General features: G+C 73.5%; 21 protein-coding genes. 6 read left to right on the top strand and 15 right to left on the bottom strand.

The features are described from left to right. Nucleotides 1-57: 57 nt before the first annotated feature. On the bottom strand, nt 58-717 hold the full coding sequence (locus ACGFZP_RS24565) for an NADPH-dependent F420 reductase (RefSeq protein ID WP_392936721.1): 660 nt from the start codon (nt 715-717) through the stop codon (nt 58-60). Between the two features lie 143 nt (nt 718-860). Between ACGFZP_RS24565 and ACGFZP_RS24560 the strand changes: the two genes are divergently transcribed. Then, the gene (locus ACGFZP_RS24560; RefSeq protein ID WP_392936719.1) at nt 861-2,459 is read left to right on the top strand and encodes a PQQ-binding-like beta-propeller repeat protein; all 1,599 of its coding nucleotides are present in this window, start codon (nt 861-863) and stop codon (nt 2,457-2,459) included. 124 nt (nt 2,460-2,583) lie between these two features. Here the strand turns inward: ACGFZP_RS24560 and ACGFZP_RS24555 are convergent, their stop codons facing one another. From ACGFZP_RS24555 to ACGFZP_RS24545, 3 genes are all read right to left on the bottom strand, one after another. Beyond that, entirely contained in the window at nt 2,584-3,774 is a 1,191-nt protein-coding gene (locus tag ACGFZP_RS24555) for a serine hydrolase domain-containing protein (protein WP_392936716.1), read from the bottom strand. 319 nt (nt 3,775-4,093) lie between these two features. Further along, complete coding sequence (locus tag ACGFZP_RS24550) at nt 4,094-4,771, bottom strand: NUDIX domain-containing protein (RefSeq protein ID WP_392936713.1); 678 nt, start codon at nt 4,769-4,771, stop codon at nt 4,094-4,096. Next, nucleotides 4,768-4,896 carry a hypothetical protein gene (locus tag ACGFZP_RS24545; protein WP_392936710.1) on the bottom strand — a complete coding sequence of 43 codons (129 nt, stop codon included), beginning with the start codon at nt 4,894-4,896 and terminating at the stop codon, nt 4,768-4,770. Before ACGFZP_RS24545 ends, ACGFZP_RS24550 begins: the two co-directional genes overlap by 4 nt. Before the next feature lie 49 nt (nt 4,897-4,945). On the opposite strand from ACGFZP_RS24545, the gene ACGFZP_RS24540 reads away from it, so the two are divergent. Continuing rightward, nucleotides 4,946-5,704, top strand: a complete 759-nt coding sequence (locus ACGFZP_RS24540) for a DeoR/GlpR family DNA-binding transcription regulator (RefSeq protein ID WP_392936707.1) — start codon at nt 4,946-4,948, stop codon at nt 5,702-5,704. A gap of 71 nt (nt 5,705-5,775) precedes the next feature. On the opposite strand, the gene ACGFZP_RS24535 is transcribed toward ACGFZP_RS24540, so the two are convergent. The 8 genes from ACGFZP_RS24535 to ACGFZP_RS24500 all read right to left on the bottom strand — a co-directional run bounded on the left by ACGFZP_RS24535 (nt 5,776) and on the right by ACGFZP_RS24500 (nt 14,020). Next, nucleotides 5,776-7,140 (bottom strand): aldehyde dehydrogenase family protein, encoded by a 1,365-nt coding sequence (locus tag ACGFZP_RS24535; protein ID WP_392936704.1) that lies wholly within the window; start codon nt 7,138-7,140, stop codon nt 5,776-5,778. A 22-nt stretch (nt 7,141-7,162) separates the two neighbouring features. Continuing rightward, complete coding sequence (locus ACGFZP_RS24530; RefSeq protein ID WP_392936701.1) at nt 7,163-8,920, bottom strand: asparagine synthetase B family protein; 1,758 nt, start codon at nt 8,918-8,920, stop codon at nt 7,163-7,165. 86 nt (nt 8,921-9,006) lie between these two features. After that, complete coding sequence (locus tag ACGFZP_RS24525; RefSeq protein WP_392936698.1) at nt 9,007-9,597, bottom strand: hypothetical protein; 591 nt, start codon at nt 9,595-9,597, stop codon at nt 9,007-9,009. Between the two features lie 32 nt (nt 9,598-9,629). Continuing rightward, nucleotides 9,630-10,523, bottom strand: a complete 894-nt coding sequence (locus tag ACGFZP_RS24520; RefSeq protein WP_392936695.1) for a hypothetical protein — start codon at nt 10,521-10,523, stop codon at nt 9,630-9,632. Continuing rightward, the gene (locus ACGFZP_RS24515; protein ID WP_392936692.1) at nt 10,520-11,602 is read right to left on the bottom strand and encodes a hypothetical protein; all 1,083 of its coding nucleotides are present in this window, start codon (nt 11,600-11,602) and stop codon (nt 10,520-10,522) included. Before ACGFZP_RS24515 ends, ACGFZP_RS24520 begins: the two co-directional genes overlap by 4 nt. After that, nucleotides 11,599-12,267 (bottom strand): cupin domain-containing protein, encoded by a 669-nt coding sequence (locus ACGFZP_RS24510; protein WP_392936689.1) that lies wholly within the window; start codon nt 12,265-12,267, stop codon nt 11,599-11,601. Before ACGFZP_RS24510 ends, ACGFZP_RS24515 begins: the two co-directional genes overlap by 4 nt. A gap of 239 nt (nt 12,268-12,506) precedes the next feature. After that, on the bottom strand, nt 12,507-13,640 hold the full coding sequence (locus tag ACGFZP_RS24505) for a polyprenyl synthetase family protein (protein ID WP_392936687.1): 1,134 nt from the start codon (nt 13,638-13,640) through the stop codon (nt 12,507-12,509). After that, nucleotides 13,637-14,020, bottom strand: coding sequence for a hypothetical protein (locus ACGFZP_RS24500; RefSeq protein WP_392936685.1), 384 nt, complete (start codon nt 14,018-14,020; stop codon nt 13,637-13,639). Before ACGFZP_RS24500 ends, ACGFZP_RS24505 begins: the two co-directional genes overlap by 4 nt. Before the next feature lie 480 nt (nt 14,021-14,500). Here ACGFZP_RS24500 and ACGFZP_RS24495 point away from each other — a divergent pair, with 480 nt between their 5' ends. Then, entirely contained in the window at nt 14,501-14,911 is a 411-nt protein-coding gene (locus tag ACGFZP_RS24495; protein ID WP_392936682.1) for a hypothetical protein, read from the top strand. A 134-nt stretch (nt 14,912-15,045) separates the two neighbouring features. Here the strand turns inward: ACGFZP_RS24495 and ACGFZP_RS24490 are convergent, their stop codons facing one another. Then, nucleotides 15,046-16,701, bottom strand: coding sequence for a cytochrome bc complex cytochrome b subunit (locus tag ACGFZP_RS24490; RefSeq protein WP_392936681.1), 1,656 nt, complete (start codon nt 16,699-16,701; stop codon nt 15,046-15,048). Nucleotides 16,702-17,412: 711 nt separating this feature from the next. Here ACGFZP_RS24490 and ACGFZP_RS24485 point away from each other — a divergent pair. From ACGFZP_RS24485 to ACGFZP_RS24475, 3 genes are all read left to right on the top strand, one after another. Beyond that, the gene (locus tag ACGFZP_RS24485) at nt 17,413-17,895 is read left to right on the top strand and encodes an STAS domain-containing protein (protein WP_392936678.1); all 483 of its coding nucleotides are present in this window, start codon (nt 17,413-17,415) and stop codon (nt 17,893-17,895) included. Further along, nucleotides 17,885-18,349, top strand: coding sequence for an ATP-binding protein (locus ACGFZP_RS24480; protein WP_392936676.1), 465 nt, complete (start codon nt 17,885-17,887; stop codon nt 18,347-18,349). The genes ACGFZP_RS24485 and ACGFZP_RS24480 overlap by 11 nt, the downstream gene beginning before the upstream one ends. Before the next feature lie 206 nt (nt 18,350-18,555). After that, a complete protein-coding gene (locus ACGFZP_RS24475; RefSeq protein WP_392936673.1) occupies nt 18,556-18,921 on the top strand; it encodes an STAS domain-containing protein in 366 nt (121 codons plus the stop codon). Nucleotides 18,922-18,936: 15 nt separating this feature from the next. On the opposite strand, the gene ACGFZP_RS24470 is transcribed toward ACGFZP_RS24475, so the two are convergent. Together ACGFZP_RS24470 and ACGFZP_RS24465 are read right to left on the bottom strand one after the other, a co-directional pair. Continuing rightward, the gene (locus ACGFZP_RS24470; protein WP_392936671.1) at nt 18,937-19,377 is read right to left on the bottom strand and encodes a hypothetical protein; all 441 of its coding nucleotides are present in this window, start codon (nt 19,375-19,377) and stop codon (nt 18,937-18,939) included. Nucleotides 19,378-19,468: 91 nt separating this feature from the next. Then, nucleotides 19,469-20,203: a dienelactone hydrolase family protein gene (locus ACGFZP_RS24465; RefSeq protein ID WP_392936668.1), complete on the bottom strand. Its 735-nt coding sequence runs from the start codon at nt 20,201-20,203 to the stop codon at nt 19,469-19,471. Between the last annotated feature and the right edge of the window lie 395 nt (nt 20,204-20,598).

Here is a 20,598-nt window from a genome sequence, read left to right as displayed (position 1 = left end):
GGACAGGGCCTAAACGGGCCCGGGCCCCCGGCAGACCGGGGGCCCGGGCCCGCCCGCTCACTGCCCGGCGCGCCTGATCGAGTAGTTGAACTCGGCGGTGCCGAAGGAGCGCATCAGGCGGATCCAGAACGGCATCATCATCTCCATCGCCCGCGCGCCCTTGATGTCGCCCAGGTCGATCACCGAGCCGGCCGGCCAGCCGAACTGCTCCAGCAGGGCCGTGGTCTCGGCCTTCGCGGCGTCGTCGTCACCGGCGATGAAGAGGTTGTGCTCGCCGGGCAGCCGGGCCGGGTCGACCATCAGGGGCGCGGTCACGGTGTTGAGCGCCTTCACCACCCGGGTCTGCGGGAACTCCCGCTGGATCTGCTCGCCGACGCTGTCGGTGTTCGCCGGGTCGAGGCTCACCTCGCCGTCGGGGGAGAACACCAGCGGGTTGGAGACGTCCACCAGCAGCTTGCCGGCCAGCTGTTCGGCGCCCGCCGCCCGCAGGGCCGCCAGTGCGACCGTGCCCGAGGTGGCGTTGAGGACCACCTCGCCGAACCCGGCGGCGTCCGCGAAGGTACCGCTGTGGCCGCTCGGCCCGGCCTGCTCGGCCCAGGCCGCGCCCTTCTCGTTGTCCTTGGTCCGCGAGCCGAGCGTCACCTCGTGGCCGAGCGCGACCAGCTTGTCCGCCAGCGTCTGCCCGACCACGCCGGTCCCGATGATTCCGAATCTCACTGTTCGTCAGTCCTTTCGATCATTGTGCCGCGATGACGATAGGGCAGAGCGCGCCGGCCGTGTGCGGCATTACGACTACCGGACGACCGCCGAGTGGCCCACTCTGCTGGTGGGCCGCGTCGACGGCCCGAAACATGGGCGGCATGAACCGAACCAACAGACCCGTCAGGCAGGCGGCGGCGGTCCTCACCGGCCTGGCCCTGCTCGCCCCCGCCGCCGCGGCCCGCGCCGACGTCCCGACCATCTCGGTGACCACCGAACGCACCGGATGGGACCAGGACGAACCCGGACTGTCGCCCGAGGAGGTCGCCAAATCCGACTTCGGAGTGCGCTTCTCCACCCAGTTGAACGGCCAGGTGTTCGCCCAGCCGCTGGTCATCGGGCGGACCGTGGTCGTGGCCACCGAGACCAACCACGTCTACGGCCTGAACGCCTCCGACGGGACGATCACCTGGCACCGCGAGATGGGCCCGGCCTGGCCCTCGGCCGCCATCGGCTGCTCCGACCCGGGCCCCAACGTCGGCACCACCTCCACCCCCGTCCACGACCCGGCCACCGGCACCGTCTACCTCACCAGCAAGGTCAACGACGGACCGGACGACAAGCACCCGCACTACTACGTCCACGCCGTCGACGCCCAGACCGGCACCGAGCGCAGCGGCTGGCCGGTCACCGTCCAGGGCGACCCGGTCAACGCCCCCGGCAAGCCCTTCAACGCCTACCGCTCCCTCCAGCGCCCCGGGCTGCTGCTCCTCGACGGCGCCGTCTACTTCGGCTTCGGCTCGCTCTGCGGCATCGGCGACTACATCGGCACCCTGGCCGGGCTCGACACCACCACCCGCAAGCTCACCCTCTGGTCGACGGTCGCCGGCTCGGACACCCAGCGCGCCAGCATCTGGATGGCCGGCAGCGGCCTGGTCTCGGACGGCCCCGGCCGGATCATCCTGGCCACCGCGAACGGCCAGGGCGCCGGAGCCTCACCCGCGAAGGGGCCCGGCGACAAGCCGCCCGGCGGCCTCGGCGAGTCGGTGGTCCGCTTCGCCGTCAACGGCGACGGCACCTTCACCCCGAAGGACTTCTTCAGCCCGGCCAACAACGCCACCCTCGACAGGAAGGACACCGACCTCGGCTCCGGCGGCCCGGTCGCCCTCCCCGCGAAGCAGTTCGGCACCCCCGCCCACCCCCGGCTGCTGGTCCAGGTGGGCAAGGACGGGCGGATCTTCCTGCTCGACCGCGACAACCTCGGCGGCATGGGCCAGGGCCCCGGCGGCACCGACAACCCCGTCGGGATGACCGGCCCGTACGGCGGCGTGTGGGGCCACCCGGGTGTGTGGGGCGGGGACGGCGGCTACGTCTACACCGTCGAGAACTACGGGCGCCTGCGCGCCCTCAAGTACTCCGTGAACGCCGCCGGCACCCCGGCGCTGACCAGCGCCGGCACCAGCGCCGAGGACTTCCTCAAGATGTCCGGCTCACCCGTCGTCACCTCCGACGGCACCCGCTCCGGCTCGGCGCTGGTCTGGGTGATCTGGTCCGGCACCGGACAGTACGGCGAGGGCGGCGAGCTGCGCGCCTACGATCCCGTCCCCGTGAACGGCACCCTCCGGCTGCGCCGCTCCTTCCCGCTCGGGACGGTCAGCAAGTTCTCCGTGCCCGCCACCGACCGGGGCCGGATCTACGTCGGCACCAAGGACCACCGGCTGGTCGCCCTCGGCCGGCCCTCGGCGTTCACCTCGGCCTGAGGCCGAATTCCCTGAGGCCGGATTCCCCGAAGCCACAGGGCCGGCCCTGGTCACCGCCCGTGTGGGCTGGTGGCCAGGGCCGGCGGGTGAGGTCAGGGCGTTGGACGCCGGGCCGCCCCGGGCGTCACCGGGCGCAGAGGGTCGCGTCGAACAGGGCCTCGACGTGCGGGAAGGCCTGCGGGCTGGGCGCGATGTTCGCGGTGACGGCGATGGTGGCGGCGCGCCCGTCCTCGGTCACCCCCGGGAGGCTGTGGAAGCCCGGCGTGGCGCCGCCGTGTCCCCAGGCCGTCTTGCCGCAGCTGAGCGGCGTGCGGATCAGCCCGAGGCCGTACTGCTGGCCGGGCACCGAGCCGGGGAGGTCGGGCATCCTGACCGTGGTGCGCATCTGGTCGAGCTGGGCGGGCTTGAGGAGCCTGCCGCCCATCAGGGCGGAGAAGAACCGGTTGAGGTCGCTCGGCGTGGAGACCAGCTGTCCGGCGGCCCACGCCCAGGAGGGGTCCAACTCGGTGACGTCGTCGAGCGAGCCGTCCGGCCCGGAGCCGTGGTAGCCCTGGGGGTGGGGCTCCCGGATGCCCTCGTCGCCCACCCCCGGGAAGTAGGTGTGGCGCAGCCCGAGTCGGTCGATCACCCGCTTGGTCAGCTGTTCGGCGAGCGGACGGCCGGTGATCTTCTCGATCAGCAGGCCGGCGAGGACGTAGTTGGTGTTGCTGTACGACCAGTCGGTGCCGGGGGTGAACAGTGCCTTGTGGGCGAGCGCGAGGTCGAGCAACTCGCGGGGCTGGTAGTAGTGGTGGCGATCCTTGCCGAAGACGCCCTCGAAGATGTAGTCGGTGTAGTTGGGCAGCCCGCTGGTGTGCTGGAGCACCTGGCGGACGGTGATGGCGCCGCCGTCGATGCCCTCGCCGCGGACCAGTCCGGGCAGGTAGCGGTCGATGGGGGCGTCGAGCTCGACCTTGCCCTCGCCGACCAGCTGCAGGACGACCACGGCGGCGAAGGTCTTGGTGTTGCTGCCCGCGCGCACCTGCCCGTCCACCGGCACCTTCGCCCCGGTCCGCAGGTCGGCGACGCCCGCGGCGTAGTTGCGGGTGCGCCCGTCGGGGCTGAGGACGGACGCCATCGCGGCGGGGTAGCGGTCCTCCGTCACCAGCCGTTCCAGGCCGGTCCGTACGGCGTCCTTCGGGCCGGCGGACGGCGCCGCCGCGGCGGGGAACGCACCGGCCGCGCCGACGGCGGCGGCCGCCGCGAGGATCAGGGCGAGGGCGTGCGTGCTCGTGGTGCGGATGGCCCGGGGTCGGTGGGAGTGGCGGTCGGCCATGCGGAAGCTCCTTGGGTACGGCGCGACGAGGGCGCCGGGAGGGGGGAACGAGGGGTGACGGCGGTGCCCCGCCCCGTGGGCGGACCGCGGTGATCACCTGTCTGACACTAGGGAGCGGGCCCTCTCCCCGGCGTCGCCCGACGGTACGAGGACCCTGCTCCCGGCAGGGCCCTGCTCCGGTACCGCGGTCCCGTTCTCCTCCTCCCCCTCCGGCGGCCTGGGCTGTCGGCCTGGTCGCCAACTCGGCTGCCCGGCGCAGGAGTCGGTGCGTACCCGGCCGAGCCCTGACCCACAGCAGGGCCGACCGGGTGAGGCGGTGTCAGCCGGTGCCCGCCGTGGTGGCGAAAGGTCCGTCGAGGGCCGCCCATTGCAGGAGCAGGATGGTCTTTCCGTCGGTGATGCGCCCGTCGCGGACCATGCCGAGGGCCTCGGTGAAGGGCAGTTCGAGCACCTCGATGTCCTCGCCGTCCTCCTCCAGCCCGCCGCCGTCCCCGGTGCGGTCTGCCGAGGTGTAGGGGGCCGCGTAGAAGTGCAGGCGTTCGGTGACCGAGCCGGGGCTCATGTAGGCGTCGAGGACGTGGGTGAGCGGGCCGAGCGTGACACCGAGCTCCTCGGCGGCCTCGCGCCGGACGGCCGCGAGCGGCTCGTCGCCGTCGAGCAGACCGGCCGCGGCCTCGACGAGCATCCCGTCCGGGTGGTCGTTGACGTAGGCGGGGTAGCGGAACTGACGGGTGAGCAGTACGCGTCCGCGCTCGGCGTCGTACGGCAGGACGACCGCGCCGTTGCCGCGGTCGTACGTCTCGCGCTGCTGGGTGTCCCAACGGCCGTCGCGGCGCCGGTAGTCGAAGGTGGTGCGCCGCAGGACGTGCCAGCCCTGGGAGGTGAGCTCCACCTCGCGGACCACGACGTCGGGGTTGCGGTGCAGGTCGCGGCCGACGCGGTCGAGGCCGGTGCGGCCGCGGTGGTCGGGTGTGTCGATGCCGGGGCGGCCGTTCACGCGGTCACCTGCGCGGTGCGGCGCGGGATCTCGGCCACGTCGTGGCAGGCGGGCAGGCCGCGTCGGCGGGTGGTGCCGGAGCGGAAGGGCCCGGCGATGAGGATGAGCATCGGCTTGTCGGTCATGGCGCGCTACGATACATGCAAAAACGTGCAAGAACAGGAGAGAATGCGGATGCTGGCTGCTGAACGGCGCGACCACCTGCTGGGCCTGCTCGCCCGCGAGGGCAAGGTGGTCGCCAAGGACGTCGCCGCCGACCTGGGCATCTCCGAGGACAGCGTGCGGCGCGACCTGCGCGACCTCGCCGCCGACGGGCTCTGCCACCGTGTCTACGGCGGAGCGCTGCCCGTCTCCCCGGCCGTGGCGGACTACGCCGCCCGGACGACCGTCACCCCCGACGGCAAGCAGAGGGTCGCCGCGAAGGCCGCCGCGCTGGTCCGGCCGGGCAGCACGCTGATCCTGGACGGCGGCACCACCGCCCTCGCCGTCGCCCGGCTGCTTCCGCCGGACCTGGCCTGCACGGTGATCACCCACAGCCCGACCATCGTGGTCGCGCTGCTCGACCATCCGCAGGCCGAGGTCTTCCTGCTCGGCGGCCGGATCTTCAAGCACTCGGCGGTTGCCTGCGGCGCCGCCGCGGTGGAGGCCGCCCAGAACGTCTCGGCCGACCTCTGCCTGCTCGGCGTCACCGGCGTCCACCCGGAGGCCGGGCTGACCACCGGCGACGCCGAGGAGGCCGCGATGAAGCGCGCCCTGGCCGCCCGGGCCGCGGAGACCTACATCCTCGCCTCGTCCGAGAAGATCGGTACGGCGTCACGTTTCCGCGTCCTGCCGTGGGAGGGGATCAGCGGGCTGATCACCGACGCCGACCCCCGTCACGCGGTGGTCGAGCAGCTCACGGCTCGCGGCGTGGAGGTCCTGACGGCCGGCTGAGTGCCACCGTGGTTCGGCTGTCCACGGGAACTGCCGTGGTCGGAGCGTCGAGCCCCCGGGCCGAGGGCCCGTCAGAGCCGGGCGGTGACCGTCTTCGGGCGCTGGTACTCCTGGAGGGCGAGGGTGCTGAGGTCGGTGCCGTGACCGGAGGCGCCGCGGCCGCCGTGCGGGAGCTCGGCGCTCTGCGCGAGGTGGCAGTTGAGCCAGGTCTCACCGGCGTTCAGACGGGCGGTGAGGTCGAGACCGGTGCTGAGGTCGCTGGTCCAGACACTGGCGGCGAGCGCCTGCGGCACGCCGTTGGCCAGGGCGAGCGCCTCGTCGAGGCCGGCCGCGTGCTGGACGGTCAGGAGCGGGCCGAAGACCTCCTCCAGGACGGCCGGGTCGTCGTCCGGCAGGTCGGCGAGCAGCCAGGCGGGGCGCCAGAGGCCGTCGCTGCGGCCGGGGGCCGCGAGCGATCGCTTCGCGGCGGAGGCGGCGAGCAGGCGGTCGTAGCGGGCGGCCTGGTCGGGGTTGTTGAGCGGGCCGAAGTCGCGGCCGGCCCGGCAGTCGGCCAGGGCGGCGGTGAGCCCGGCGACGGCCTGCTCGTAGTTCTCGGCCAGCGTGATCACCCGGGCGGGTGCCGCGCAGCTCTGGCCGGCGTTGTAGGTGCAGGCCGCGGCCAGGGCGGTCCAGGTGTGGTCGGGCGCGTCGGGCAGGACCACGACGGGGCTGTTCCCGCCCAGCTCCAGGCTGACCCGGCGGTGGCCGGCCCGGGCGGCGATGTCGGCGCCGGCGGCCGCGCTGCCGGTGAAGGCGAGCATGTCGACGCCGCTCGCGACCAGCAGCCGGCCGGTCTCCCGGTCTCCCGGGAGCGCACCGAGCACGCCCTCGCCGAGCGCCTGCGCCGCGTGCTCGGCGAGCAGCCCGACCGAGTCGGGGGTGGTCTCGGCGGGCTTGACGACCACCGTGTTGCCCGCGGCCAGGGCGGGGGCGCAGCGCCAGGCGGCCATCAGCAGCGGGTAGTTCCACGGGACGATCGCCCCGACCACGCCGATCGGCTCCCAGCGCACCCAGCTCTCGTGGCCCGGGAGGTACCGCCCGGCGGCGGGCGCGCTGCCGGTCCGGGCGGCGCCCGCGTAGAACCGGAACAGGTCGGCGACCTCGCGGACCTCGCCGAGCGCCTCGGCCGCCGGCTTGCCGGTACCGGCCTGCTCCAGCGCGGCGTACCGGTCGAGGTGCTGCTCGACGAGGTCGGCGAGCGCGTCCAGGCGCCGCTCCCGCTCGCGAGGGGTGAGCGCGCGCCAGGGGCCGGCGGCGGCCCGGGCGGCGGCGACGGCCGCGGTGACGCGCGGGGCGCGGGCCGCCGGCAGGGTGCCGCGGGTGGCGCCGGTCCGCGGGTCGGTCAGGACGACCGGCTCGGTCGGGCCGGCCGGGTCGGTCAGGTCGGTCGGGTGCATGCTGGGCCTTCCGGGTAGCAGCTCACAGGTCGTAGGCGCGCAGCCAGAGTTCGAGGGTGAGGACCAGCCAGAGCTTGCCTCCCTGGCGGGGGAGCAGGGTGCCCTCACGGCGCATCCAGGTACGGACGGTGTCGGGGCGGACCAGTCCGCGGTCGCGGGCCTGCCGGCCGAGCAGGAGGTCCCCCGAGAGGTCGCGCAGCGGGCCGCGGAGCCACTGCTGGACGGGCACCCGCATGCCGCTCTTCGGGCGGTCGGTGACGGTCGCCGGGAGCAGGTCGCGGACGGCCTCCTTGAGCACCCACTTCTCCACCGTGCCGTTGAGCTTGAGCCGTGGCGGGGTGGCGAAGGCGTGGTCGATCACCTGCCGGTCGAACAGCGGGGAGCGGCCCTGGACGCCGCGCGAGGCGGTGAGCCGTTCGACCTTGGTGAGGATGTGGTGCGCGCCCTTGGTGCGGAGGTTGCAGTGCAGCAGCTGGTTCAGCAGCGAGTGCATCGGCCCGGGCCGCAGATAGGGCGCGACGAAGCGGCGCGGCAGCGGTTCGGCCTCCAGCATCCGCAGGGCGCCGGGGGTGAGCAGCCGGGGCAGGTCCTCGTAGCACTTGCGGTACGACCGCAGGTACGCCTCCGCCCGGACTTCGGGCGCAGGGTCGTCCCGGTGCATCTCGTGGACCAGCATCGGCAGGTTCTTCGGGCCGCCGAAGACCGGGTCGCCGCCCTCGCCGTTCAGCGAGACGCTCAGCCCGTCGCCGGCGACGGCCTCGGCGAGCATCAGGTTGGGGACGGTCAGCGGGTCGCCGACCGGGCTGTCCAGCAGGGCGACGGTGTCGGCGAGCCGGGCGGCCACCTCGCTGCCGGAGACGCTGAGCACCCGGTGCCTGGTCCCGCAGTGCTCGGCGACCAGGCCGGAGTAGCCGAGCTCGTTGGGGAGTTCGTCGCCGAAGCTGATCGAGTAGGTGTGCACGGGGCGGTCGTGCAGGCGGGCGGCGAGCGCGGTGACCAGCGAGCTGTCGACCCCGCCGGAGAGCAGCACCGCGACGTCCTCGCCGACCGGCAGCCGCCGGGCGGTGGCCTGCTCCAGCAGGGTGCGCAGCTGCTGCGCGTACTCCCCGGGCGGTATCTCGTCGGCCTTCGCGGGGAGCAGTTCGGCGGGCTCCCAGTACCGTTCCTCGCGGGTCGACCCGTCCGCCGAGAGCCGCAGGATCCGCCCGGGCAGCGCCTCCGAGACCCCGCGCAGCAGGGTCTCCTCGCCGGGCAGGTAGGCGAAGGTGAGGAAGGAGCGGACGGCGGCCAGGTTGACGCCGGTGGCGAGCGCGGGCCAGTGCCGCAGCGCGCGCAGGGAGGTGGACGCGGCCCAGCAGCCGTCGGCGCGGGCGTAGAAGACCGTCCGGGCGCCGACGTGGTCGCGGATCAGGACGAGGTCGGTGCCGTCCACCACGACGAGCACGAACATGCCGTCGGCCTGCCGGACGCCGTCCGCGCCGAGCCGCCGCCACAGGTGCAGCAGCAGCTCGCCGTCGGGGCAGGCGGGCGGGGCGGGGGTGCCGGCGGCGGTCAGGGCTGCGAGTAGTTCGGCGCGGTTGTGCAGGGTGGCCTCGCCGACGGCCGTGACGCCGTCCACGGTGAACGGCCCTTCGGCGTAGCCGGGTTCACCCGCGATCAGGGCGGCCATGGCGCCGCTGCCGAGAGCTGTCCCCCCTGATCCGCCTGCTTCGGCGATCGCGGCGAGATGGGCGCGGGCCCGGCCGGAGTCGGACCCGGTGCAGGCGCAGCAGCGTGCCATTGCTCAGTGGTGCCTTTCGGTGTGGTGCGTGCACAGGTTGGGTGCGTGCGCAGCCCCGAATGGTTCGAGGCGTCCGGGGCCCGGACTCAGCCGAAGTCGTCACCGTCCCAGCCGTCGGCGCCGGAGTCGCTCCAGTCGCCCGCGTAGTCGCCGTGACCGTCCCCGTCGTCGTCCCCGCTGAAGTCCCCGCCGTCCCCACCGCCCCCGCCCGAGCCGCCGTCCCCGCCGCCCGAACCGCCGTCCCCACCAGAGGAGTTGGCCTGCTGCGCCTGGGCCTGCCGGCGCAGCTCCTCCTCCTCGTCCGCGCTCAGCTCCAAGGGCGGGAACTGCGAGACGGCCACGGCGGTGGCACCGGCCACCCCGAGGGCGCCGAGCACCACGCCGAGGCGGCCGCGGAAGGCGGTGCGGTTCACGGTGACCTGCTCGCCGCGGGCCCAGACCGTCCGGCCGTAGCCGATGTCGCGGCCGTAGGCGACGGTGCCGTCGGCGTTGGTGCGCTTGATCAGGTCGGTGCCGAGGCGCTCGTCGGTGCCGACGCCCTCGCGGTTGTCGTGCCAGTGCACGCGGCCGTCGGCGCCGCGTCGGCGCCATTCGCTGCGGCCGTCCTCGTAGCGGCGGTGCACGGTGCCGTCCGCCAGCAGTTCGTCGCTGTAGCCGATGTGCCGTGGCTGCGTCATCGAAGGGAGTCCTCAGGTGTGGGGTGACGGCCTCAGGCCGTCGGCCAGGTCAGGAAGCCGGTATCGCGCACGGTGCGGACCCGCCGGTGGAGCGGGGCCCGGCGGGGCGCGCCCGAGGCACCCCGGACCTGGCGGATCACGGTGTGCAGCAGCCGGGCGGGGCCGACGGCGGCCAGCTCGATGGTGCGGCCGCTGCCGAGCCAGGCCCGCTCCGCCTCGCGCAGCCCGGTCGGCAGCGGGCCGGTGTACGGGTGCGGGCCGCGTCCGGCGGTCAGGTGAAGGGTGGTCGCGTGCCGGGGGACGAGGCCCATCGAGCGGACCTTCAGCCCGGCGCCACGGGGGCCGTACGTCTCGCGCACCCGCTCGAAGCAGGCGAGCCCGGCGGGGCTGGCGTCGTGCAGGACGTGCACCAGGGCGTCGCCCTGCTCCAGGGCGGCCACCAGCCGTGGGTCGAGCGGCAGTTCGTCGGCGGCGAGTACCGGGCAGGCCGCTTCGAGGTGCAGGTCGTTGGCGATCAGCATCCGCGTGATGTCCCGGCTCTGGCAGACCAGCAGCCGGGGTATCCCGTAGTCGTAGAGGTCGCTCTCGGCGGTCGTCCGCACCGTTCGCACCGCCGGCGCGGTGGGCGCCAGCGGGGGGAGCAGCCCGGGCGGTTCACCGCTCCGCGCCGCCAGCGCCTCGGCGAACCGGGCGTAGCGAACCGGCGGCGCGAGCGTGTACGGGATCCGCCGCGGCCCGGCGTGCAGGGGCTGCAGGACCCGGCACAGCTCGTAGTACAGCTGGCGCTCGGTGTACCGCAGGTCGCCGGGCGCCCCGGCCCGGGCGGCGGCCAGGGCCAGCGCGCCGACGAGCAGCGGGCGGCGGCGCGCCGGACCGCGCCGGGGCAGGCCCGGTCCGGAGGGTATGGGCGGCGGCGGGGCGGTCATGGGGTGCCCTCCTCGGGCCAGGTGAGGAAACCGACGGCGAGCGCGCGGCGGCGGGTCTCGGCGGGGTCCTCCGGTGCGCGCTGCTTCACGAGCGCGATCCGGGCCGGCGGCTCGACGGCGCGCTCGACCGCGCGGACGGCGATCGCCAGCAGCCGCTTGGGCGGGAGTGCGGCCACCGGGCTCCACCAGCCCTCGGCGTACCAGGCGAGTTCGCTCGGGCTGAGCCCGGGCACGGACCTCTCCAGCCGGATCCGCAGCTCCTCGGAGCGGTCCGGGTCGCACAGGTGGACGAACCTGCTCTCGGCGGCCAGCACGGCGTGGGCTGGGAGGCCCGCGTCCACCACCCGGCGGCCGGGCTGCTTGGCCCGGGCGTCGGCGACCAGCAGGCAGCCCTGCGGGGAGGCGTCGTGCAGGACCACCACGGGTACGCCGTCCGGCACCGCGCGCAGGTCGGCGACGAGCAGCGCCCGGTGCTCCCGGGGGAAGCCGTTGGCCTGCAGGAACCTGGTGACCGTGGGGTCCGGGCAGAGCAGCACGACCGAGGGAGGGCCCACCAGGGGTTCGGACCTGACCCGGTCGTCCTCCACCAGACCCGACGGGAGGCTCCCGTAGACGGCGTTCCAGCGCGTCACCAGCGTGCCGTGGAAGGACCCGGCGGTGCGCATCGGCCGGCGCTGGCGGAGCGGTGCGGGCGCGTCGGACAGGACCATCGCGCGGACCGCGAAGCCGATCAGTGTGACGCCCACGAGGGCGGCCAGCACGATCAGGCTGCCGTGCAGGGCCATGGCGGCGATCAGCGCCCCGATGCCGAGCACGGTCAGGCAGCCCGCGCCGCCCTTGGATCCGCGGAACTCCTGTGCCGGGCGGCCCCGGCTCTCCAGCGCCCAGCGCACCTGGTCGACGGTGCAGACCAGTCTGCCCTCGTCCGTCAGCCGGGTGGTCGTGCGCCGGATCCGCACATCGTGCAGGCCGACCCCGTCCACCTTGGGGTCGAGCGCGAACTTCTTGCGGCAGCTCGAGCAGGTACGGCCGGTGCGTTGACGCTGCAGCAGGTTCGACTGGCAGTGCGGGCAGATCATCTCGGCGTCTCCAGCGTGGCGGCGAAGCGGCGCAGCCGGGCGGCCAGCCGCTCTCTCGCGCTGACCGTACCCACGCTCTGGGTCTGCTCCACTTCCCTGAGCGCGGCGGCCAGTTGGGCGTCCTCGCGGCGTTCGGCCTCGGCCGCGGTGATCGCGTAGTCCTCGTGGTCGATGCCGAACCCGGTATTGGCGGCCAGGATGTTGAGCGGCCCGGAGCCCCGGTTGGCGAAGGAGTGCGGCATCAGCTCGGGGATGCGGATCAGCAGTCCGGGCGTGAGCGGCACGTCCACGACCCGGCGGCGCTCGGCGTCGTACAGCCCGCAGGAGGCGTGGCCGAGGCTGAGCACCAGGTGCTCGCCGCCGTGGGCGTGCGGGGTGAACGCACTGTGCGGGGCGACGATGCCGAGCTTGTAGGTGGCGTTGGACGGCCGCTCGGGCGAGGTCTTGGCGTCACCGACCAGGTAGTGCGCGAACTGGCCGTCGTCGATGAAGCGCAGCAGCTCCTCGCCGGCCGGTCCGTGCGCCCCCTGCGGCCCCAACTCCCGGGCGCCGTCCCGGTCGGCGATCAGGACGCGGCCGTCCGGCCGCAACTGGTACAGGTCCACCCCGCCCGGCAGCCGCCCGGCCAGCCGTTCCAGCCCGCGCAGCCCGGATCGTACGGACATCGGCCACCCCACCCCCATGCTCAACCGGCATCGCTTCCCCTGACGCCGATCATGCCGCGGCCGGTTCCCGGGCCCGGACCAGGGTCGGCGCCCGGTAGGGAGCGGATCCTACCCGCACGGTGTGAACGCGGAGGCGGGCGCGACCCCGGGGGCGGCCCGCCGCCGGCGGTAGGGCCGTCAGCGGCAGGCCGCCCGGAACGCACCGGTCCGCGGGCCGTCCAGCCCGGGGAGCAGTGCGCTCAGCGGTCGCGGGTGACCACGAACCCCGGCAGGGCGAGCAGGAACTCCCGGGCCTCGGCGGCCTCCTGGCCGTCAACCGCGCCCTCCTCGCCGGTGTCGCCGCCGCCCTCCCCGTCCTCGGCCGGTACCGGAACCCAGTCCTGCAGTACCGCCGCGATCTCGCGCTCGGCCGCGGTGACCAGCCCGGCGGCCGCCTCCTGAGCGCTCGCCACGCAGTCGTACGCCGTCATCCGCTCCAGCAGCCAGTGGACGTCCTCCTCCGCGCCGGGCCCGCGCTGCGCCCTGGTGCGGCTCAGGTAGCGGACGATCCGGGCGCGTTCGGCGGGGGAGCAGCGTTCCAGCAGGTGGATCAGCACCAGGGTCCGCTTGCCCTCCCAGAGGTCCCCGGCGATCTCCTTGCCGTAGCCCTCCAGCGTGCCGATCAGGTTCAGCACGTCGTCCTGGATCTGGTAGGCGGCGCCCAGGTACCAGCCGAACCGGTCGAGCCTGCGCTCCTCCCCGCGGGCCGCACCGCCGGCCACCAGCAGCCCGGCACGGCAGGGGTACAGGAAGGTGTACCAGGACGTCTTCTTCAGGCACATCCGGTAGTAGTCGGCGGGTACCAGGTCACAGGCGTTGTCGCGGATCCAGGCGATCTCCATCGCCTGGCCCTCCAGCGACTGGCGGCACATCAGCTCGGTCTCCTCGAACAGCCGCCAGGCCAGCTCGCCGCCGAGCGCGCGCCGGTTGGCCATCAGTCGCCGCAGGCCGAGCAGGTTGGTCGCGTTGCCGACGTTCAGCGCGACCTCGACCCCGTACTGGGCGGACAGCGTCGGCCCGCCCCGGCGCAGCTCGCTGCCGTCCTGGATGTCGTCGTGGATCAGAAAGGCGTTGTGGAACAGCTCGACCGTCACGGCCGGGTTCATCGCCCGCCGGGGGTCGCCGCCGAACGCCGCGCTGGTGGCCAGGCAGAGCGCGGAGCGCAGCCCCTTGCAGGGGCGGGCCGGGTAGTCCGAGGCCAGGTCGTAGAGGTATGGCGGGCTCTGCTCCGGGATGTGCCGCAGCAGCTCGGTGACGGTCCGCTCGCGGTAGCGGGCCAGCACCTGCTCGACCAGCACCGCGCCGCCGACGGCCTCCCGGCTCGCCGCCGTCACCCGTCCTGCCGGTCGTCGAAGGTGCTCCGCATGGCCCGGTTGGCTACGGCCGGCGCCAGACTGCTCAGATTGAGCAGCAGGTCGAGGACGTCGTGCGCGTTGGCCGCGATCCGCCGGGTGTGCTCGGACGCCTCGCCCGCGGCGTTGTCCATCACCCGGGCGGTGACGGCGTCGATCAGCTGGTGGGTGTTCTCCGAGACCCGGCGCACCAGTCGGTCGAACTCCTGCTGGTCCACCTGGTGCTCGCTGGTCAGCCGCTCGCCGGCCGCCTTGGCCTCGGTCAGTCCGGCGGACAGTTCACTCTCCAGTACGGCGGCCGCCTCCATGACGGCTCGCGAGCCCTGCTCGCCCAACTCGCTGAAACGACCGGCATCGGGCATCGCGTGACCTCCTGGTTCGAACCCCCGGGGCGGACCGGGGAGGGCCGGGCCGGCGGCCGTCAGGGCGCCGCCTCGATCGCAGATGGTACACGGCCGTGTGCGCTGCGTGGCGGTGCTCGCCCTGGCGTTTGGCCCGGTCGGCCCCCCCGGGGCGGGCGTCGACTCCCTCGTTCGGGTGGGCGTCCGCCCCGACCGGAGCCCGCCGGGCCCGCGCGGCGGCCCTCGCGCCCGGCGCGTCGGCGCTGGGCTACCGTCCCGTCACTGGTAGTAGTTACCTGGTTTCGGTGCGATGCGTCCCCGGTGTTCCGCGTTCTGCGGGCGGGGTGTCGGCCGACCGCCGTCAAGCCCGGGCCGCTGCGGCAGTGCTGCTCGCCCCGGTGCCTTCTCTACCGGACAAGGGACATGGTCATGGGTGGCAGACAGCGTCCGCCGAGAGCGCGGAGCCCTCGGCCGGGCAAGGGCGCCGGGGAGGGTGCCCGGGTGGACTCGAAGGCCTCGAAGGCAGCGAAGGCCCTGAAGGACTCCAAGGCCATGAAGGCCATGAAGGACTCCAAGGCCTCGAAGGTTTCGAAGGTGGAGATCGCGCGCCTGGAGGGCTACCTGGCCTGGGAGGCGGAGGTGGCGGCGGCCGAGCGGGACGCCCGGTCCTTCGCCGCCCAGTTCCCCTGGCTCTCGCCCGGCGAGCGGGAGAACCTCGAACAGGCCTACGCCGCCGATCGGTTGCGCTACGCCGAGGATGTCGTCGACCGGGCGGTGGAGCGCTGCCGGCAGCTGGCGGCCCGCTACCGCAGCGAGTGCCGGCGGATCTGCGCCCGGTGGGCGGCGGTCTGCCTCTCGGTGACGCTTGCGACGGCCCTGCTCGCGGTGATCCCGGCCGTCCTGCACGGCTGATCCGGCCCGGGCCGGACCCGGGGCGGTCGTTGCCTTGAGAGGTGGACGCCTCCTCAGGAGGGTCGTCCGGGACGGCGACGGGGCCCGCCACGCGTTCGACGGCGTGGCGGGCCCCGTCGTGCGGGAGCCGCGGATCAGTGGTGGCCGTGGCCGCTGGTGATCTCGTGGTGCTCCTCGGCGGTGGGCTTGGCGATCTGGCTGCCCTCGCCGAAGAATCCCCGGGAGAGCTTCACCCGGGTGCGGGTGAGGATGCCGGCCTTGCGGGCCACCCCGTTCTCGTCGACCTCGGCGGGCAGCACGGCGGGCTGCGGCTGGTCGTGGTCGGTGAGGGTGTGCAGACGGCCCTGCGGGAGCGGGGCGTGCACCTCGATGAACTCGCCGTGCTGGAGCCGCTTGATGACCCCGGTCTCCCGGCCGTGCAGCACCTTCTCCTTGTCGCGCCGCTGCAGGCCCAGGCACCAGCGCTTGACCACCACGAAGGTCACCAGCGGCACCACGAAGAAGCCGATCCGCACCGCGTAGGTGATCGCGTCGATCGACAGGCGGAAGTGGGTGGCGATCAGGTCGTTGCCGCCACCGGCCAGCAGGACCAGGTAGAGGCTGACCCAGGCCGCGCCGAAGGCGGTGCGGACGGGGGCGTTGCGCGGGCGGTCCGCGATGTGGTGCTCGCGCTTGTCGCCGGTGACCCAGGCCTCGAGGAACGGGTAGGACCAGATGGCGGCCAGCACCATCGGGAAGACCATCAGCGGGATGAACACGCCCAGGTTGAGGGTGTGGCCGCCCCAGACGCTGACCTCCCAGCCCGGCATGACGCGGATCAGGCCCTCGGAGTAGCCCATGTACCAGTCGGGCTGGGCGTCCGTGGACACCTGGTCGGGCCGGTAGGGGCCGTACAGCCAGATCGGGTTGACGGTCGCGATCGCCGCCATCACGGAGACGACCCCGAACACCAGGAAGAAGAAGCCGCCCGCCTTCGCCATGTAGACCGGCATCAGCGGCATGCCGACCACGTTGTCCCGGGTGCGGCCGGGCCCGGCGAACTGGGTGTGCTTGTGGTAGAAGACCAGGATCAGGTGTGCCACCAGCAGGCCCAGCATGATCCCCGGGATCAGCAGGATGTGCACGGTGAACAGTCGCGGCACGATCACCACGCCGGGGAACTGTCCGCCGAAGATGAACATCTGCAGGTAGGTGCCGACGATCGGGACGGCCAGCACCGCGCCCTCCATGAACCGGATGCCGGTGCCGGAGAGCAGGTCGTCGGGCAGCGAGTAGCCCATGAAGCCGTCGAACATCCCGAGGAACAGCAGCAGCGCGCCGAACATCCAGTTGATCTCGCGCGGCTTGCGGAACGCACCTGTGAAGAACACCCGCATCATGTGCACCAGCATCGCGGCGACGAACACGATCGCCGCCCAGTGGTGGATCTGCCGGATCAGCAGGCCGCCGCGGATCTCGAAGCTGATGTCGACCGTCGAGGCGTAGGCCTGCGACATCTGGATGCCCTTGAGCGGGATGTACGAGCCCTCGTAGATGACCTCGCCCATGCTGGGCACGAAGAAGAGGGTGAGCCACACGCCCGTCAGGATGATGATGATGAAGGTGTAGAGGCAGATCTCGCCCAGCATGAAGGACCAGTGGTCCGGGAAGATCTTGCGGAGGTTGGACCTGGACAGGGCGTAGATGCCCAGTCGGCCGTCGGCCCAGTCGGCGAGCGCCTCGGCCTTGTTCGCGGGCGCCGCACGCGTGCTGCTGACCGGTCCCGGGCGCGGCTGCTGCTGGGCTTTCACGACAGGCTCCCCGGCGTCCGCTGCGTGCCGTCCCGGAGCTCCGCCTGCGGAGCTTCCGGCCGGTCGAGTGTTGTGATCATGGGACCTCTCGATAACGGGGCCGCCGGGATCACCGGCGCGCGGATCCGCCGACCCGCTGGCCCCGTTGCTCATAGTGATGGAGCGCTTACTCTGTCATGCTGTCGGCAGGGGGCCGCCTGTGCACGTCCATCGGTACGTCCGGCCGGTCGTGTCGGCCCTGACGGGGGTGGCTTTCACCCGTCGGCCGCCGCTCGCGGGTGCGCGTCCGCGCTGCTTGGGACCCCTGCAACCGGGCGCTGAATCGTTTCCTCTCCTGCTGTCGGAAGCGGCCGATCGGGGACCTCGGGCGCGACCGGACAGGTCCGGTCGGCCGGTCCACCGCGGCGGTGAGCCGCAGGCGGTACCGGCGGGCGCGGCGTTGACGGGCGGCGTCCGCGTGGGACGGCCGGTCCGGTGGCGGTCCGGTGACCGTGCCCTTCCCGCGGGCCGTCCGCTGCGGCCGCTGACGGCGGTGTAGCCGGAAGCGGGCAGGGCAGACGCCCCGGTATGGACGAAGCCGTGGTCTGGTCGGACCGCCCGGCGGCCGTCGAGGCGGTACAGCGCTCCCCGTCGTTCCGCGCGGGTCGGCAGTCTGCACGGCATCATGATCGGGACGGCGCAGGGCCGTCGCCGGCGGACCGGGAGCCCGGGATGGCGATGGCAGCAGGAGCAGCAGGGGGCGAGCGGCCGCCCCTTCTGTCGGTCTCGTCCCGGCAGGAGGCCGGTGCGCTGGTCGTCGTGGTCACCGGGGATCTGGACTACGACACGGCGGACGAGGTGCGTGCGGCCCTGCGGGCGGCTCTGGGGTCGGTTTCGGGCTCGGGCCAGGTTTCGGGCTCCGCCCCGGGCAGGTCCGTCGAGGAGGGCCTCACCCGGGTGGTGGTGGACCTCGGCGGTCTGGGGTTCTGTGACTCCACCGGACTCAACGTGTTGCTGCGGGCCCGTCTGGAGGCCGAGGCGGCCGGTCGGCGGCTGGAGGTCGCCGGGCTGCGGCCGACCGTCGCCCGGCTGTTCGAGGTGACCGGTGCCGACGCCGTGCTCCGGGTCCACCCGAGCATCGGCGCGGCCCTTCAGCAGCCGGGCGCAGCGCCGAACGCCGCCGGCGACGCGAGCGGTGTCTCCGGTGACCAGTGAGGGCCGTGTCAGCAGCACGCCGGTCGGCGGGCAGTCCAGGCGGCTGGCCCTGTACGGCTGCGAGGGGGCGGTGCACCGCTGCCGCGACTTCAGCCGCCACGCCCTGACCGACTGGAACTGGCTGCCGACGGGAGACGCCGAGCAGCGGGCGGCCGCCGAGGACATCCTGCTGATGGTCTCCGAGCTGGTCACCAACGCCTGCCTGCACGCTCCCGGCGGCCCGCGCGAACTGTGCCTGCACTGGGACGACCGGAGGCTGCGCGTGGAGGTGAGCGACGCGAGCCCGGTGCCGCCGCGGCTGCAGCTGCGTGCCGACCCCGGCCGGCCGGGCGGTCACGGACTGCGGGTGGTCGATCGGTTGGCCCGCGCCTGGGGCTCGCAGCCGGAGGGGGAGGGCAAGCGGGTCTGGCTGGAGGTGGCCTCCCCGCTCGGCTCCGGTCGGGTGCGCGGCTGACGCGGTGCGGACCGGGTGCGCCCGGCGTTCGCCGACCAGTGTCCTGGTCACCGCGCCCTGGGCGCCGTGTCCTTGTTGGCGTGTCCTGTTCACCGTGCCCGGGGTGCCGTGCCCTGGTTGTCGGCCGGGCGCCGGGCCGACTGAATTCCGCCGGGCGGACCTATCGTGGAGGGAAGCGGCAGACGCGGGCGGGAGGTGTCGAGCCCATGAAGCGTCCGAAGCCGAGACCGAAAGCCGACGGGGTCGAGCCGGGCGAGCTGGCGGTGGACGCGCGGCCCTGGGCACACGGCACCGTGCTCACCCTGCGCGGAGAGCTCGACTTGGACACCGCCGACATCCTGCGGGACGCCCTGGACGAGGCCCTGCGACCGGTCGGGACGGTCGTGGTGATCGACTTCGGTGCTCTGGAGTTCTGCGACTCCACCGGCCTCAACGTGCTGCTGCGCGCCCGCGCCCGCGCCGATGCCGACGGCTGCCGGATCGAGCTGACCCGCCCCCGCCCCCTGGTGCTGCGGATGCTGGAGCTCACCGGCGCCGCCGGCACCTTCCCGATCAGGGACGCCGCGCCCTGAACCGCCGGGAGGCGGTCAGCGGCGGCCGGTGGCGAGGATGACCAGGAACTGGCCGCCGCCCGCCTCGATGTCGGCGGTCACCGGCAGCTCCGGCACCAGCCGGGAGAACCGGTCCAGCAGCCAGTCCGCCGTCTCCTGGGCGTCCTTCCTGGTCGGACAACGACCCACCATCTCGCGGCCCCCCTTGCGCTCCAACCTCCCGGCAACGGTGATCAGCGGCGCGGGTTCGACCACGTACAGGCGGTCCGGCCAGGCGATGACCACCTTGACGGCGCCCTTGCGGGAGTTGCACCCGCGGTGCGCGAGCCGCTCGGCGACCTTGGCCTTCCGGTCGGCGGTCCGGCTGTCAACGCTGGGCCCGCGGGCGTCGTTCACCGACTTGTCAGGGTCGACCGGCTCGTCGCACACCCAGCACCGCCAGCCGTCGCGCTCGGCCACATCCTCGAGAAGACTCATCCGGGTAACCTAACCCGCCCGGCTGCCACCCCGCGCACCAGGTCCTCGGGCCTGGGTTCCGGGCCGGGGCCGCAGCCGTTGACCACGGGTGTCAGCCGGTGGCCAGGGTGCGGCCCAGAAGGGGCAGCAGGCGGTCCCAGTGGAGGCGCAGGGCGGCGGGGTCGAAGGCGTCGGTGTCGGACATCGTGAAGCCGTGGATGGTGCCGGGGTAGATCTCGGAGGTGTAGCCGACACCTGCGGCATCCAGGGTCCGGTTGAGCTCGCCGAGAGCCTCGGGTGTCATGTCGCCTTCGGCGTGGCCGAGATGGACCTGGGCAGTGATCTTGAAGAGCAGGTCGGGCCCGTCGGCGCCCACGGGCGCGTGGAACGCGGCGACGGCGGCCACCTGGCCCGGGTGGGCCGCGGCGGTGCGCATCGCGAGCAGGCCGCCGATGCAGTAGCCGGTCACCGCGACCGGTCCGGCAGCGACCTCGGGCCGGGTGGTGAGGAACCCGAGGTAGGCGTCGGCGTCGCGCAGGACGCGCTCGGGGGTGTGCGCCTCGATCAAGGGCATCAGCTGGGCGAAGACCGCCGGCCGGGCCTCCTCGCCGATGTGCTCGGGAAGCTCGACCACCGGTGCCGGGCCGTGCCGGTAGAAGAGGTTGGGAACGAGCACGTAGTACCCGTGTCCGGCCAGTTCGCGGGCCATCTCCAGCAGCGCGGGCCTGATCCCGAAGCCGTCCGGGTACATCAGCACCCCCGGGTACCGCCCGCCCCCGTCGGGGAAGACGGCGAACGCGTCGGCCTGGCCGTGCGCGGTGGGAATCTGCAGCATCGTGGTGGGCATGAATTCTCCTGTCGTGGTTGACCTGTCCAGCCTGTGATCAACACGACGGAGGCGGAGCCCGCGCAGCAGCACAGGATCCACGATCCAACAGCGGGCCGCCCACGGCCCGTCCGGCACTCAGAAGAGCACCGGGTCACCAATCCGTGCGTGGCGCGACGCCGTCCCGGTAGTCATGACCACACAACGTAGCCCAGCGAACAATCCCGTCGCCACCCCCAAGCCTCACTGCCGCTCGCACAAACGATCCCGGCCACCCCCTCGCGCCCCTCACCAGGCTCAACCCCTCTGGTGGCTGAGCTTCACAAGCTCATTCGGTGGGACCGAACCGGTGGTTCGGATAGTCCTCAAGACCTGTGGATGACGCGGGGGTAGCCCGTCCCCAAGCCGGTGGGGTC

This window comes from Kitasatospora sp. NPDC048239 (genome assembly GCF_043202015.1).
Lineage (GTDB): Bacteria > Actinomycetota > Actinomycetes > Streptomycetales > Streptomycetaceae > Kitasatospora.
Note: the sequence above shows the minus strand (reverse complement) of the source record. Positions and strands in the feature narration are given on the sequence as shown.